This window comes from Bradyrhizobium sp. 186 (assembly GCF_023101685.1).
GTDB lineage: Bacteria > Pseudomonadota > Alphaproteobacteria > Rhizobiales > Xanthobacteraceae > Bradyrhizobium.
On sequence record NZ_CP082164.1, the window covers coordinates 1758893 to 1773539 of the forward strand.

Below are 14647 nucleotides of genomic sequence, written 5' to 3' on the forward strand. Positions count from 1 at the left end.
ACGACGACGCCAATCATGCCACGCAACGAACCCGTGCTTGCGGTCAACGAACTGACGATTCCGTTGCCGCCGAGGGCGGATCGCCCATACGCGGTCGAGAATGCGTCCTTTCAGGTCGATAGAGGCGAGACGGTCTGTCTGCTTGGAGAGTCCGGCTCCGGAAAATCGATGATCGCGAGCGCGATCATGGGGCTGTTGCCAACCGGGCTGCGTCCATCGGTCGGATCGATCAAGCTCGAAGGCCGTGAACTGGTCGGATTGGGCGAGAATGCGCTGCGGGGCTTTCGCGGGCCATCCATGGCCATGGTGTTTCAGGAACCGATGACCGCGCTCAATCCGGTGCTGACCTGCGGCGAGCAGATCGACGAGATGCTGCGCCAGCACGTCCGGATGCGTGCCGACGCACGCTTTCAGACAATCCTTCAGATGATGGCACGCGTCAATCTCCCAGACCCCGAGCGGCTCTATCGGTCCTATCCGCATCAACTCTCGGGCGGACAGCGGCAGCGGATCGTCATCGCGATCGCATTGGTACTGAAGCCCGTGCTATTGATCTGCGACGAGCCGACGACTGCGCTTGATGTGACAACCCAGGCCGAAGTCCTCAAACTGATCCGCGAGCTGCAGGTCGAGAACGGCACGGCGGTCCTGTTCATCACCCACGATTTCGGTGTGGTCGCCGATATCGCCGATCGCGTGGTGGTGTTGCGCCTGGGACAAATGGTCGAGGCCGGGCGCAAGGAAGACGTGCTGAAGCGACCTCAGCATCCCTATACGCGATCGCTGATGGCGGCTGTCCCTCCACTGAATCCCAAGACACGTCCGGCACGCGCTGATGCCGCTACGCTGTTGTCCGCAACGGACGTCTCCAAAAGCTTCGTTCGAGGCCAGTGGCCTGCGCGCAAGACGACGGTTGCAGCGGTCAAGCGGGTGTCCCTGTCGGTGGCGGCCGGCGAGACGGTCGGCATCGTCGGCGAATCCGGCTCGGGCAAATCGACATTTGCCCGCTGTGTCGCTCGCCTGGCTGAGCCGTCAGGCGGAACGATCGTCGTCAACTCGCGCAATGTCACCTATCTTAAGGCCCGCCAGCTGGTGCCGGTCCGGCACGACGTGCAAGTGATCTTCCAGGATCCCTACCGTTCGCTCAATCCGCGTCAGACGGTGGGCGCATCGATCGTGGAGGGGCCGCTGAACTTCGGTGTGTCGGCGGACATCGCCTGGCAGCGTGCGGAAGAATTGATGAAGCTGGTCCGTCTGCAGCCGGACGCGCTTCGTCGCTATCCAAACGAGTTCTCGGGCGGGCAACGGCAACGTATCGCTATCGCGCGCGCGCTTGCCTGCCAGCCGCGCCTGATTATCGCCGACGAGCCGGTGTCCGCGCTCGACGTTTCCGTTCAGGCGCAGATTCTTCAACTCCTGGAAGACATTCAGTCCCAGACTGGCGTCGGCATTCTGTTCATCACGCACGATCTGCGTGTCGCCAGTCAGTTGTGCGACCGGATCGTTGTGATGAGAAACGGACAGGTGGTGGAGCAGGGGACGACCCTCGAGGTCTTTGGCAGTCCGAAAGAAGATTATACCCGCCGACTACTTGAGGCCGCGCCCGGCCAAGGCTTTGATTTCGGCGGTGATCTGCCGTCGGAGAATGTCGAGGTCGTCGCCTAAACCGCCGATTGCCACATGAGCTTACGAGCGCGGCTCATGCGGACACAGCCAAGATACAAGCGCACCTCACGATAGAATCGGGAATTCCCGTTAACTGGAGAGACGATATGGAAGACATAGACCCCAAGCGACGTTTGCTGGTTGCCGGGGCGGGCATTGCCGCCACGCTGCCATTCGCCCGGATCAGCGCTGCAAGTGCGCAAGCCGCCAGCCAGTCCACGCCGGACACGATCCGCGGCACCCACACGTCGTTCGGTACAATAAAGCAGATCGACGCGGGTGATCTGAACATTGGCTATGCCGATGTTGGTCCGGCGGGCGGCAAACCGGTCGTGCTGCTGCATGGCTGGCCATATGACATCCATTGCTACGTCGACGTCGCGCCGCAGCTCGCCAAGGCCGGCTACCGCGTCATCGTTCCCTATGTGCGTGGGTATGGCTCCACCAAATTCCTTTCGGATTCAACGATGCGCAACGGGCAGCAAGGGGCGGTTGCCGCTGACGTGATCGCGTTGATGGATGCGCTCAAGATCAAGAGTGCCGTTGTCGGCGGCTGTGATTGGGGTGCACGCTCGGCGGCCATCGTCGCAGCGCTTTGGCCCGAGCGCTGCGAGGCCTTAGTGGCGGTCTCCGGTTATCTGATCGGCAGTCAGGCGCTCAACAAGGCGCCGCTGCCGCCCAAGGCCGAATTGCTCTGGTGGTATCAATATTACTTCGCGACCGAACGGGGCCTGCTTGGATATCAGAAGTACACTAAAGAGTTCGCTCGGTTGGTCTGGGAACAAGCTTCACCAAAGTGGGCGTTTGACGACGCGACCTTCGGGCGTTCTGCGACTGCCTTTGCCAATCCCGACCACGTTGCAGTCTCTGTTCACAATTATCGCTGGCGCCTGGGACTTGCCGAAGGTGAAGCAAAATACGATGACATCGAGAAGAAGCTCGCGAGCTTCCCGAATATAAACGTTCCGAGCATCACTTTGGAAGGTGACGCAAACGGTGCTCCTCATCCCGAACCAAGCGTCTACGCGAAAAAGTTCAGCGGTAAATATCAACACAGGACGCTGACCGGCGGAATCGGTCACAATCTTCCGCAAGAGGCGCCGCTGGCATTCTCTCAAGCGGTCATTGACGCTGACAATCTTAAGTAATGGGATAGGTAAGCAAAATAGCCGACCTGCGACCGACTTTCATGCCGGTCGCAGGTCGATCATACGGACAGCGGGCATAAAGCCTTTGAAACTCCTTCGCAGAGGAGGGAATTGACTTCCAATATTCGAACCGGCTCACCGTTCGGCGCCACGGTGGTTGCAATTCGCCAGTCGCTTAATCGCATTGTTATTGATGGTCGTCCGTCCAATGGCCGAAAGGACTTTTGGCCGTGGCTCAAACGATGGGTTTGATCTGGGAAAATCGAAACGCTTTATCTATTGACTGACTCTCTCCACCATCGATTTTGTACAGCACCGAAGTCCGCCAGAAACGGGGGCATTCTCAAACGATAGGAAAAACTGCGGTGGAGCACTTGGCCGACCCAAATTGCCAACGTTGTGACGTTGCTCAAAGTGGAAGCACGTCTCACATTCGTCCGGGTCTCAAGCGGTGAGGGAGACGCGCGGGGCGTACTGTGGCGAATTTAAACTAGGCAACTCCACGCGAGGGGCCGGTCGATGCAACACATTTGCAACATGACGAACCTAAGCTAGTGAAATCGTTGAGCTGAAAAAGGTTTGCGAAACCGTAGGTCAATTAGTGGCGTTCTCGATAGCTGGTATCAGGCGGGTCAAAGCGGGCCGGCGCCATGGTAGCGCGGGTATTGTCGCTCAAGCTGGATCGCCGGAGGAATTGCAGAGGTAAGTGGTTCTTACGGTAACAGATCCCAATGATTTCAATGACCGTGCCCAGACTACGAATCTGAGCGGCAGGGTTTCGAATCGCAGAGCGATGCCGCGAATTTTGAAGTTCAGTACGGCTTCAGCACGGTGAGCTCGCCTGCATCCGCGCGGTTCTTTGCCGCGAGCAAGATTTCCCTCATTTGCTTGATCGCCGGCGGTTCAAGCGCCTCGATCTTCGCCGCGATTCGCGGATCGAGGATGCCCTTGCGGCCATAGCGGCCGCGGACGTCACTGGCGTGTCCGAGAATGCGGTCGCGCGTGCGTTGTGCGATCGCTTCATTGTCCAGCCAGTCCGCCATAAGATGCCGCGTGGAATACAGCGTAAGGTCGGCGCGATCGAGTTTCAGCTTCGTCTTCACGTACTGCCACGCCTTGCTGAGTGGCTGCGACCATCGGATCGTGCCATCCTTCCGCTTATAGACGTCCCATTCCGGGAAGAGCCGCTCCTCCTGCCCGTCCATCAAGTCCTGCATCCGATCGAGCAGTCCCAACTCGATGAGAAGGGGATGGATCGGAATCACACGGCCGGCGGCGTTCGTCTTCAGATTGCGCAGATCCTTGACTGCGACGCGTCCGTTGCGGGCATCGAACGGCCGTAGGTCGAAATAATAGAACTCGCCATCGGTGCGGATGTCGGCGCATTTGAGCTGGCCGACCTCGCCGGGCCTCATGCCCGTCAAGATGCAGATCAAGAAGCCCCAGTAGATGTGCGATTGCACGAAATATCCGCCCGGCTGCCAGACGTGCACGCGGTTCTTGCAGCCGGTGAAGAGCGGCAACTTCAACAGCATCAGCAATTCGTCATCGTCGAAGGCGTCGCGCGGCAGCGGGGCCAGGTTTTCGGGGTCGATGCACACGAACTTGGGACGAGGTCCGCGGTAATGCTTTTCCGCGATGGCGAAGTCGACGAACTTATAGAGCCCCGCCCAGTACCTGCTTTTGATGGTCGTGGTGGTCACGCGCTCGAGCTTCGACCAGTTGGTCGCTTCCGCGTATTTGTAGCGCTGGAACAGCGTCTCGGAGAATTTTCGCGGGATGTTGTCGCGGTTGGGGATGTCCGGCAGCGCCTCGTCGAGTTGCTTCCACTTGGCTTCGGTCAACTCGTCCATCCGGGGATCGGCTAGAAGATCGACGGCGAATTGGATGACCGGCGCTGCTTCACCACGGCCCTTGGCGGTGTGCTTGCGCTTGCGATCCAGCGGCTTGAGAAACTCCGCGAGGACGTCGGACATCCGGCAGGACTTGGTTCCGGCGGCCTCCTCGGTGCGGGTAGACGCCGCAGGCTCGGGGGCGGGCGAGATCGAGCCGACGTTCGATGCTGGAAGCAGCTGAAGCCTTTGAGCGACGGCGTCCTGCACGAGGCGATCGATCATGGCGATGGGATCGAACGGTTGCGCAGTCGCCGGGGGGCCGGGCGCCGTCCAGCCCTCCTTGACCACTTCGGCCGCCGCCTGCCGGCCGCTTTCATAGGCGCGCCGAACGTTCAGGCGAGCGATCCCGCTTTCGGCCGCCTTGTTCTGGTTGACGAAGTCGACCCAGGTGGCCGGCATACGGGGGAAACGCTGTGGGTAGGCATAGCCGCGCTCCTGCGCGCGGCTGAGATAGCGCCTGACTTCGTGCTCGAAGGCGCAGCGCTCGGCCAGGAGCCGCTCGTCCGCCGACGCGCCGCGTTCGACATAGGCGTGCAGCCGGGCGTCGAGGATGGCTCCCAACGCTTCCAGGTCGGGAGCCTCGATCAGCTCCTGTACCCATCCGAGATTGTCCACCAGCCGGCGCCTCGCCTCATTGAAGTTACCGGTCCTAAGGCTGACACGGAGGAGGGGAAGCCCAAAGAGCTGAGCGGCCTGTTTCCCCAACCGAATCTGGAGGAAATAGCGACCATCGCCGCGCCGGGCGAGGTAGGAGGGACGAGCCACGAATGAGCCTTTCCGGGGCGCGGGCAGGTGAGACATCCGGGTGGGATGTAACACCCTCAAATCCGCTACCACATTCCGGCCAACCTGCTGGAAAAGCTCAAGATTTCGCTTGCGTTTTGGACCTGGTAGCGAGTCCCTCTCCCGCTACCAACGGCCTTGCTGCCGTTTTCCCTGAATCTACAGCAATCGAGACGTAACACAGGGAAAGATGACCTCGCGCGTCCCAGGCTTGGAGCACCGCGCATCGTTGACGACGGGGCGCGAGCATCGAAGGGCTGGAGCCGGCAAGCCCAAGCCCCGAGCATCGTGCGCGACGGCGCGCCCTACGATCCACATCTTGACCGCTTCTTCTCCGACCTGCCGCTCAACGGCGTGCGCTCCCACATAGCCTGCCAGCTATGCTTACGATCTGCTCGTCTGAGTGCGCTTCCTCGACGAGGCGCGCGCCAAGACGGCGTGGCAGGCCACGCGCGAGGACGTCGACGCCTATCATCGTGCGCCGCCATGACGAAGCCGCCAACCGCATCTCGGCCGCGTCCTGGAACCGCGCCATTGCCGCGCTCGACAAGCTCTACCGACGCGCAGTCGAGGAGGGGCCAACGATCTCGATCGCGTATCGGGCGAGTTACACGCTTTCGTCGCCCGGCATCCCGGCTTCTTGAGGAATAAAGTCAGGCGCCAGCCCAATGGCTCGTCACCCGCAGCCAATGCAGATTCACATCGTCGCGCCGAGCACCCAGGTGCAAACTCGGCGAGACTTTCGCGGACGAACGAATACGTCAGCCGCTGCGATTTATGGCGATGCGGCGAACGTTGCGCTTCGCTTCCGCGGATTTTGACGCCGTAATTGTCAGTACGCCATTCTTGAACGCGGCTGAGACTTCATCCTCATTGACGTCCTGTAGCGGAATGCGCCGCTCGAAGCGGCCGTAGTACCGTCCGCTGAAACGCCGATCCTTGTCTACCGATTCCGATTTCTTCTCACCGGAGATCGAGAGAACGCCGTTTGCGATTTGCAGACTGACGTCCTTCTCCTCGAGACCAGGCAGTTCAGCAGTGATACGCAGCTCTTTGTCCGTTTCGTCAATGTCGATCTGAGGCCAGCCCGGCCCATCCGCTGACCAGGAGGTTAGTCCGAAGGGCGCTAGATCGAACCCGCGAAACGCATCGTCGAACATGTGATTGATTTCACGATGCAAGGTATAGAGTGGATGCACGTCCGTACCGCGCGGGAGACCAACCTCGCGACTCCTATTATTCCATGGAACGAGATCCTTGATAGCCATGATGATCCTCCCTTAACCAGGCCACTTCCTCCGCGTACCAACGCGGAAGTTGATCTGCTGATCCAAAAAGTAGCGTCGCGATTTAGCGCTTCAAGCCTCTGCCACATTTTTGGCTTGGCTCGGAACCCGCCTGCTCTTGGCCGAACTAATAAGATGCTAGCAATCTGATCGCGCCGTACCGCTGAAATTCGGCAACGAATCTTCAGACTCTTTTTCAGGAGAATGGGCGCTCATGTATCTGCGGCAGCGAGCAAAGAAACTGCCCAGTAATAAAATGGCCCCGCCTCGGCAAGGCCATGCTGTATGCAGCCGCGGATCCGGTTCACCAATCGGAGGCGATCACATCCGTTGCGTAGTCATATCCCGCGTAATTGTATCCCGGGTGGTATCTTGCATAGCCGTACGGCGCTATCGGCGCACGATACGAATATGCTGGAGCCCGCGTGTACGCAGGACGGCCCACCACGACGGTGCGCTCGCGCACGATCGGTGTTGGCGCGACGTAAGCGCTGCCAGGGGCTACGACGGCTGGACATAAGGATCCACATAGTCGGCCTGTGCGGACGCGCTGGTGGCGCCGAGGCCGAACGAGCCGACTATCGCCAAGCCGGCAATCGAGAGCTTGCTCACTCTTGTTGCGACCTTCAAACGAACCCTATAGCCGGCGTGGTAGTTCCGGTTCCCACCAGTTTTTTGGACAAGTCGTTTCCGCGTCGCACCGGGATCCGCCAATAGATCGAGGCTCTGGAACGATGTTTTGAAGGACGCGTTCCGTCATGACGGAGTTTGACCGGGCTGACGCCAAAGATCGAGGCTGCGATGAGCGCAACTGGCCTTGATGTCTTCGACAAGACACTGCAGACGACCAATATTTGGCTCGACGAAATTGTCGCTGCACTCAGCCGCGACCGCAAGGGCGCCGGCGATGCTCTGCGCGGAATTTCGTCCGGGTGGAGAGCACACCCATGCCGGATGACGAGGTAAAGCCAATGCTTGATCTCGCGCGCGCCCGGGACCGGATGGTTGATATTCAGATTGCCAGACGCGGGGTGCGGGATACTCACGTCTTGGAGGCGCTGCGGCGTGTGCCACGCGAGGTTTTCGTCGAACCCGGTTTCGAAGAATTCGCCTACGAAGACTGCCCACTGCCGATCTGCGAAGGTCAGACCATCTCGCAACCTTACATCGTTGCGCTGATGATCGAGGCGGCCGAGGTAAAGCCCGGCGACAGCGTTCTCGAAGTAGGCGCTGGCTCCGGCTACGCGGCAGCTGTCCTCAGTCAGATTGCCAACCGGGTCTGCGCCATCGAGCGCCACCCTTCGTTAGGCAAATCCGCCCAGCAACGGTTGAAGAAGCTCGGTTATGACAATGTCGAACTGCGCGTCGGCGATGGCACGCGGGGTTGGCCAGAGGCCGCGCCGTTCGATGCGATCGTGGTCGCCGCCGGCGGACCCGAGGTGCCTTCGGCGCTGAAGGAGCAACTCGCAATCGGTGGCCGTCTGGTGATTCCGGTAGGCGAGGAAGAGCGCTATCAGACTCTGATAAAGCTCACCCGGAAGAGCGGGTCTGAATTCGAAGAAGAGAATCTTGGCGCCGTCGCGTTCGTGCCATTGATCGGCGAACAGGGCTGGGCGGAGGATGGTCGAAGCGCGGCCACGAGCGGCGTGCAGGGCCAATCACGTGGACAAACTTTGTCTGAAATGATCACCGGCCTGGCCGAACCGCTGCCCAAGCTCGACGACCGCGCTTTCGGACAATTTTTCGATCGCTTCGCCGATCGCCGCGTCATTTTGCTGGGGGAGGCGAGCCACGGAACATCCGAGTTCTATCGCGCGCGGGCGGCCATCACCATGCGTCTGGTCGAGGAGCATGGTTTCACGATCGTTGCCGTCGAGGCGGATTGGCCCGATGCGGCCGCAGCCGACCGCTATGTACGCCATCGGCCAGCACGTCTTGGAGAGGAACCGCCATTTCAGCGCTTTCCGACCTGGATGTGGCGCAACACCGATGTGGATGCGTTCCTCGGTTGGATGAGGGAGCACAATGACAATCTCAAGCCGGAGCAGCGCGCCGGCTTTTTTGGTCTCGACCTCTACAACATGAGCGGCTCGATCGCCGCCATCCTCGAATATCTCGACAAAGTCGATCCTAAAGCTGCCGCCGTGGCGCGTGAGCGCTATGCCTGCCTCACGCCCTGGCAGAAAGAACCCTCCACTTACGGCCGAGCGGTGCTCACAGCAGGCTACCGCAAGTGCGAAAAGGCGGTGATCGATCAATGTCGGGAGCTGCTGCAACGGCGGATCGAATACATTACCGAGAACGGTGAAGACTTTCTGGATGCCGCGCAGAACGCACGTCTGATCGCTTCCGCCGAGCGCTACTATCGGATCATGTACTATGGTGGCGCGGAATCCTGGAACTTGCGCGACACGCACATGTTCGAGACGCTTGGACATCTGCTAGACGCGCACGGGCCACAATCCAGGGCCGTGGTCTGGGCACATAATTCTCACATCGGCGATGCCCGTCACACCGAAATGGGCGCCGTCCGCGATGAGCTAAACATCGGCCAACTCTGCCGAGAGCGATTTGGCGGGGAGGCTGCACTGATCGGCTTCGGCACGCACACGGGCACCGTGGCAGCGGCTTCCGACTGGGGCGGCGATATGGAAATCAAGCGCGTGCGACCGTCGCATCGCGACAGCTACGAGCGCGCCTGCCACGATGCCAATGTTCCACGCTGCCTGCTCGATCTTGGCCGCGATCAGGCAGTCCGGCGCCGTCTTCTGGAGCCGCGGCTGGAGCGGTTCATCGGCGTCATCTACAGGCCCGATACCGAACTAATGAGCCACTACGCCAATGCCTCGCTACCGCAGCAATTCGACGCCTTCGTCTGGTTCGATGAAACCTCGGCGGTTACGCCGCTAGGACCGGAGCACGCCAAGGCCGGCGTGCCCGACACTTATCCATTCGGCGTGTAGCCCGATGCTGCGGGACATCGGCTATGTGCTGGAAAAGCTCGATTGGATGCGGGCCGAGCGGATCTGGCCGAACGGCCTGCGTTATCTCTGGACTGATGCCTTTGGAGTGGTGCTGTACGTCTCGCTTTACCGCGAACTGGGCGAGCGCCGCTGGCTGGACGAAGCCGAACGGCTGGTGAGCGATGTGGAGCGTGTACTCGGCCGTCCGCGCGGGCTGCGCATCGGCGAGGCCGCCGACCGCGACGGACAGTACTTTCACTACCTCGCGATGTGGCTTTTGCGCTGGCACGGCTGGGCGATGTGAAGCCTGAATACCGCGAACGCGGCATTGTGTTGGCGCGCGACATCCATCGGGCATTCGTCATCCCCGGCCGCGGTGTGGTCTGGAAAATGAAAGAAGATTTGAGCGGTCCCTATCCCGGCTATGGCCTGGGCGCCATGGATGCATATGACGGCTATATCAGTTACCGGCTGCTCGACAGCGATGTACTCAGGTCCGAGATCGCGGAAATGAGCGTCATGATCGAGCAGACCTATCGCGGGCTCGAAATCGACCAGGACCTGGGGCTCGGTATGATGCTGTGGCTCGCTCACTTCTTTCCTGAAGAGTCATGGGCCACCGCGCAAGCGCAACGCGCACTGCGGTCGCTCGACACGATGTGGATTGATCCTCCGGGCTATTTCAGTCGGGCGCCGTCGCTGCGCGACACAAAGTTCGCATTCACCAATTTCGGCGTTTCCTTGGGTCTGCAAGCGACGCATGTTTGGCCTGAGCGCGTCGAGCACCTTAACACATTCTTTGAAGGCTGGCGATCAGGCGATGAATATGATCGCGAGGCAATCACTTGGGTTATGGCATGCACGTCCCATTATCCAGGGGCGTTCATCTAAGCACCCGCGCAGTCTCGCGCGGCATCAAGAGGAACAGGTTGCCGGCCCGCGACATTTGAGCCGGCCGGCCAGGAACGTTTCGCCTTGCTTTGATTTGGCCTCACAGAGCGCGAGAGCGGCGTGCATTTGTCGAGAACCAATCGGATGCATGGAAACCGAGCCGATCCAGCGATGACAGAAAGGGCCGAACGCCAGACGGCGCCCTATCCGGCCGAGAAGGCCAGGGGCGGCGAGATCATTCTCCGCACTCCCCTGCGCCGCGCGATCTTTATCGCAGGGTTGGCGGGAGCCGCAGTGTTGGCCCTGCTTCTCGCCTTCGCCCGATTTGCTCATTGAACCAGGCGGTGCGTCGCCAGTGCTGGGCCAGCAGGAGATTTGCATGGGCAACAGTCAACTCATAATGCAAAGTGGGCATTCAGCCATGACGACCGCGCCGGTCGGGACCGTCCATCGCTATGCCGGCCCGCAAGGCGCGGACGATCATTTCTTTCGTGAAGTGAACCACGAACTGTCGGACCGGGGTTTTCTGGTCACGTCCGCAGACAACCTGATTACCTGGGCACGTAGCGGCTCGCTGATGTGGATGACCTTCGGTCTCGCCTGCTGCGCGATCGAAATGATGCAGATGGCGATGCCACGCTACGACGCCGAACGCTTCGGCTTTGCCCCGCGTGCCTCGCCGCGCCAGTCCGACGTGATGATTGTTGCCGGCACATTGTGCAACAAAATGGCGCCAGCATTGCGCAAGGTGTACGATCAGATGCCGGAGCCGCGCTATGTGATCTCGATGGGATCGTGCGCCAATGGCGGCGGCTATTACCACTACTCGTATTCGGTGGTGCGCGGTTGCGATCGGATCGTTCCGGTCGACATCTATGTCCCGGGCTGTCCACCCACCGCCGAGGCGCTGCTGTACGGAGTTATGCTCCTGCAAAAGAAGATACTGCGAACGGGCACGATCGAGCGCTGACAAGCTTCGGGACGGCCGCGGGGTCGGTGGAGACGCCTCATGACCGAAAACCGTACTACTGGCAAAATGCGCCGGGCTATTCTCGCTGCTTCCATCTTTTGCGATCGGAATTACCGTTATCGGCACAGCTGCCTGGCTGGCCGGATCGCGCGTCTCAACGTGGAACGAATTGTACTCCTGGTACAATCCGGCGGTTGGCTTTCATACTGCCGCCCTGCCGGTGGGCTTTGAAGATCTTGTGGACCGCGTCAAACCGACCGTCGTGGGCGTGCGCGCGAAGGTTAAGCAAGATGCCGACGGAGAGGAGCGGCCCTCCAGCCGCGGCGCGCTGCCGAATCGTTCTGAGTTGCCGAAGGGCGGTCGCGGCATGCCGCGGCCCCATACCGTCACCACGCAGGGGTCCGGCTTCTTCATCTCCTCCGACGGATATGCCATGACAACCAATCATCTGGTGGAGCGCGGCGAAAATATTGAAGTCACCGCGGACGATGGAACGGTCTACGCTGCGAAGCTAGTTGGCGCCGACCCGAAGACCGATCTTGCGCTCCTCAAGATCGAGGGCGGCACGGGGTTCCCCGCTGCCTAGGTCGCCGACAAGGCGCCTCGGATTGGCGAGTGGGTTGTGGCCGTGGGCAACCCGTTTGGACTTGGCGGCACGGTGACGGCGGGAATCGTCTCGGCCCGTGCCCGCGAATTCCTTGGTCCTTACAACGACCTCATCCAGATCGATGCGCCGGTCAATCAGGGCAATTCCGGCGGTCCGACCTTCAATGCCAGCGGGCAAGTGATTGGCATCAACAGTGCCATAGTTTCGCCGACAGGCGGCTCGGTCGGCGTCGGCTTCGCCATTCCAGCGGAAACCGTCAAGACGATCGCGGCCAGGCTCAAAGACAAGGGCACCGTCTCCCGCGGCTGGATCGGCGTTGAGGTTCAGTCCGCGAGCCCCGAAATCGCGGAGGGTCTCGGTCTTAACAAACCGGTGCACGGCGTCCTGGTCGCCGAGATCCAGCCGGACAGCCCGGCGGCGAAAGCCGGTATCGAGCCGGGCGACATCATAACGTCTGTCGCCGGGCAGCCAGCCGGCGATGATCGCGAGTTGATAAGAAGGGTCAGCGATATGCCCCCGGCAAGTCAACGCGATTTATTGCGATTCCCCTCGGTTGACCGAGGAGAATTAGAAGTTGACGTTCTTTCGAACCAGCGATTCGCCAAGTCGCGGCGGCCGAGCCAATCGGTTGTCATGCGCAAGCAATCCGCGAGCAGACCGATATCGAAGACGTTAGTGCGGTCCCGCGCTTCCATATCGGTCAGCAGATCAAGCAGCAATGTGCCGAACCCCGATCAGTGAATGTTCCCTTACCGAAGGATCGGATCGTGCCATAGATCGTTATCCGCTTTTATCGGCAACGCGGCGATGTCACGTCGCGTTCCATCAGGAGCTTCTCCTCGCCAGGGCAGGTCTCTCATGAACAAGCCGCTGATCTTTTCCCCAGAAGCCACGCGCGCCCAAGCAGGCACGATCGCAGCCTGCCTGGGTGCCGGCCTGGCAGAACATGAAGAAACGCGCTTCGATGATGGTGAGTGCAAGCTCAGGCCGCTGGCCGACACGCGCGGGCGGGAGGTGTTCGTGATCCAGTCGTTGTATGACGGACCGTCCCGCAGCGTACATGACAAGCTATGCGATGTGCTGCTTTTCGCGGGCGCCTTGAAGGATGCGGGCGCCGCGCGCGTGGTCCTGATCGCGCCTTATCTTTGCTATGCGCGGCAGGATCGGCGCACCAAATCGGGCGAGCCGCTTTCGCTACGGTATGTTGCACAACTCCTCGAAGCCGCCGGCGTGAATGCGGTCGCGGCGCTGGATGTGCACGATCCGGCTGCCTTCGAAAATGCATTTCGGATTCCGGCGGTGAACGTCGAATGCGCTCAACTCTTCGCCACGCATTTTGGCAAGGCTCTCGCTGATCAGGATATCGAGATCATTTCGCCCGATATCGGTGGCGTAAAACGCGCCGAAAGCTTCCGCGATGCGCTTAGCACAACCATGAATGAGGACGTCGAACTGGATGCGCTGGGCAAAAGGCGAATAGATCGCGTCGTCAGTACCGAGGAGGTTCCGGACGGCGTCCGCGACCGAACGGTGATTGCCTTTGACGATATGATAGCAACCGGCTCCACCATGCTGCGCGCGGTGAAGGCCTGCCGCGAGGGCGGGGCGGCCTATGTAATTGCGGCCGCCACACATGGCCTGTTTCTTCGCGGCGGCGAAGAACTGGTTGCGAGTAGTCTGGTGGATCAGATCATTGTCTCGGATACGATACCGCCCTTCCGTCTCGACGCGCGCCTGGTTGCGGAGAAAGTCACGATCCTGTCGGCGAGCCAGCCGATTGCTGACGGGATTCGCAAAATTGCCGCCGTCTGACCGTCTTGCCGGAAGCGGGCTTTGCATTGTCGATCAAGAATCCTGAGGCTGGCGCGCCACCCGGCGCGGGCCTGAGTGAGCAGGACAAACCCAAATATCCCAAGAAGCTACAAGAGGAATTTCGCGACCGCCGGTTCGAACGCGAAGATGTGAGGATGCTCGACTATCCAGGGGCGGAATTCATGCTGGTTGGAGCGAGCGGAGATCCCGAGCGCGCCTATCGACTGGAACTGCCAGCAGAAGGGCAAGAATATACACAAGCTGATATCGTTCGCGAACTGTATATGACGAAGTCACGGTGTCCTCGTCGACGACAGTCACCGTGGCGCCGAATTTGACGGTGTCGCCCGAGAGCTTCCATATGTCGATTATCTCGGCGCGGGCAAGCTTGTCCTGAAGCTCCGCAATGCTGGCCTCGTTACTTTCCTGCTCGGATTTGGCGGCTTGGTATTCCGTATTCTCGGGCAGGTTGGGATCATCCGCGAGCGCATCCTTGATGCGTTCGCCGATACGCGGGCGCTCGAGCCGAACGCGGCGCCTCAGTTCGGCTTGCAGACTGGCGTAACCCTCGGCTGTCGTGGGCAGCTTCCGAACCGGTGTTTCGATATCGTCACTCATTGGGGCCTG

The 14647-nt window shown here is 60.5% G+C and carries 12 protein-coding genes and 3 pseudogenes; 12 read left to right on the plus strand and 3 right to left on the minus strand.

Annotation, left to right across the window (positions count from 1 at the left end):
* Positions 1-33: 33 nt before the first annotated feature.
* Together IVB18_RS08180 and IVB18_RS08185 are read left to right on the plus strand one after the other, a co-directional pair.
* Entirely contained in the window at positions 34-1665 is a 1632-nt protein-coding gene (locus tag IVB18_RS08180; RefSeq protein WP_247988683.1) for an ABC transporter ATP-binding protein, read from the plus strand.
* Positions 1666-1772: 107 nt separating this feature from the next.
* Complete coding sequence (locus tag IVB18_RS08185) at positions 1773-2813, plus strand: alpha/beta hydrolase (RefSeq protein ID WP_247988684.1); 1041 nt, start codon at positions 1773-1775, stop codon at positions 2811-2813.
* A gap of 812 nt (positions 2814-3625) precedes the next feature.
* On the opposite strand, the gene IVB18_RS08190 is transcribed toward IVB18_RS08185, so the two are convergent.
* Complete coding sequence (locus IVB18_RS08190; RefSeq protein ID WP_247988685.1) at positions 3626-5323, minus strand: site-specific integrase; 1698 nt, start codon at positions 5321-5323, stop codon at positions 3626-3628.
* Positions 5324-5967: 644 nt separating this feature from the next.
* Between IVB18_RS08190 and IVB18_RS51890 the strand changes: the two genes are divergently transcribed.
* Entirely contained in the window at positions 5968-6135 is a 168-nt protein-coding gene (locus IVB18_RS51890) for a hypothetical protein (protein WP_346732616.1), read from the plus strand.
* Between the two features lie 117 nt (positions 6136-6252).
* Here IVB18_RS51890 and IVB18_RS08200 read toward each other — a convergent pair whose 3' ends face one another.
* A complete protein-coding gene (locus tag IVB18_RS08200) occupies positions 6253-6759 on the minus strand; it encodes an Hsp20/alpha crystallin family protein (protein WP_247988686.1) in 507 nt (168 codons plus the stop codon).
* A gap of 819 nt (positions 6760-7578) precedes the next feature.
* Between IVB18_RS08200 and IVB18_RS08205 the strand changes: the two are divergent.
* The 9 genes and pseudogenes from IVB18_RS08205 to prs all read left to right on the plus strand — a co-directional run.
* Positions 7579-7650 (plus strand): annotated as a pseudogene (locus IVB18_RS08205) (DUF2267 domain-containing protein); the annotation flags it as partial.
* Between the two features lie 98 nt (positions 7651-7748).
* A complete protein-coding gene (locus IVB18_RS08210) occupies positions 7749-9740 on the plus strand; it encodes a protein-L-isoaspartate(D-aspartate) O-methyltransferase (RefSeq protein WP_247991582.1) in 1992 nt (663 codons plus the stop codon).
* 4 nt (positions 9741-9744) lie between these two features.
* Positions 9745-10044: a hypothetical protein gene (locus IVB18_RS08215; RefSeq protein ID WP_247988687.1), complete on the plus strand. Its 300-nt coding sequence runs from the start codon at positions 9745-9747 to the stop codon at positions 10042-10044.
* Positions 10011-10631 (plus strand): hypothetical protein, encoded by a 621-nt coding sequence (locus IVB18_RS08220; protein WP_247988688.1) that lies wholly within the window; start codon positions 10011-10013, stop codon positions 10629-10631. The genes IVB18_RS08215 and IVB18_RS08220 overlap by 34 nt, the downstream gene beginning before the upstream one ends.
* A 171-nt stretch (positions 10632-10802) precedes the next feature.
* Positions 10803-10967 (plus strand): peptide ABC transporter permease, encoded by a 165-nt coding sequence (locus IVB18_RS08225; RefSeq protein ID WP_247988689.1) that lies wholly within the window; start codon positions 10803-10805, stop codon positions 10965-10967.
* 43 nt (positions 10968-11010) lie between these two features.
* Positions 11011-11601, plus strand: a complete 591-nt coding sequence (locus tag IVB18_RS08230) for an NADH-quinone oxidoreductase subunit B (RefSeq protein ID WP_247988690.1) — start codon at positions 11011-11013, stop codon at positions 11599-11601.
* A 367-nt stretch (positions 11602-11968) separates the two neighbouring features.
* Positions 11969-12457, plus strand: a pseudogene (locus IVB18_RS08235) (trypsin-like peptidase domain-containing protein); the annotation flags it as partial.
* Positions 12458-12472: 15 nt separating this feature from the next.
* Positions 12473-12949, plus strand: a complete 477-nt coding sequence (locus tag IVB18_RS08240) for a PDZ domain-containing protein (protein WP_256477097.1) — start codon at positions 12473-12475, stop codon at positions 12947-12949.
* Between the two features lie 117 nt (positions 12950-13066).
* Complete coding sequence (gene prs / locus IVB18_RS08245; protein WP_247988691.1) at positions 13067-14020, plus strand: ribose-phosphate diphosphokinase; 954 nt, start codon at positions 13067-13069, stop codon at positions 14018-14020.
* Between the two features lie 297 nt (positions 14021-14317).
* Here the strand turns inward: prs and IVB18_RS08250 are convergent.
* Positions 14318-14638, minus strand: a pseudogene (locus IVB18_RS08250) (transcription elongation factor GreA); the annotation flags it as partial.
* Positions 14639-14647: the final 9 nt, after the last annotated feature.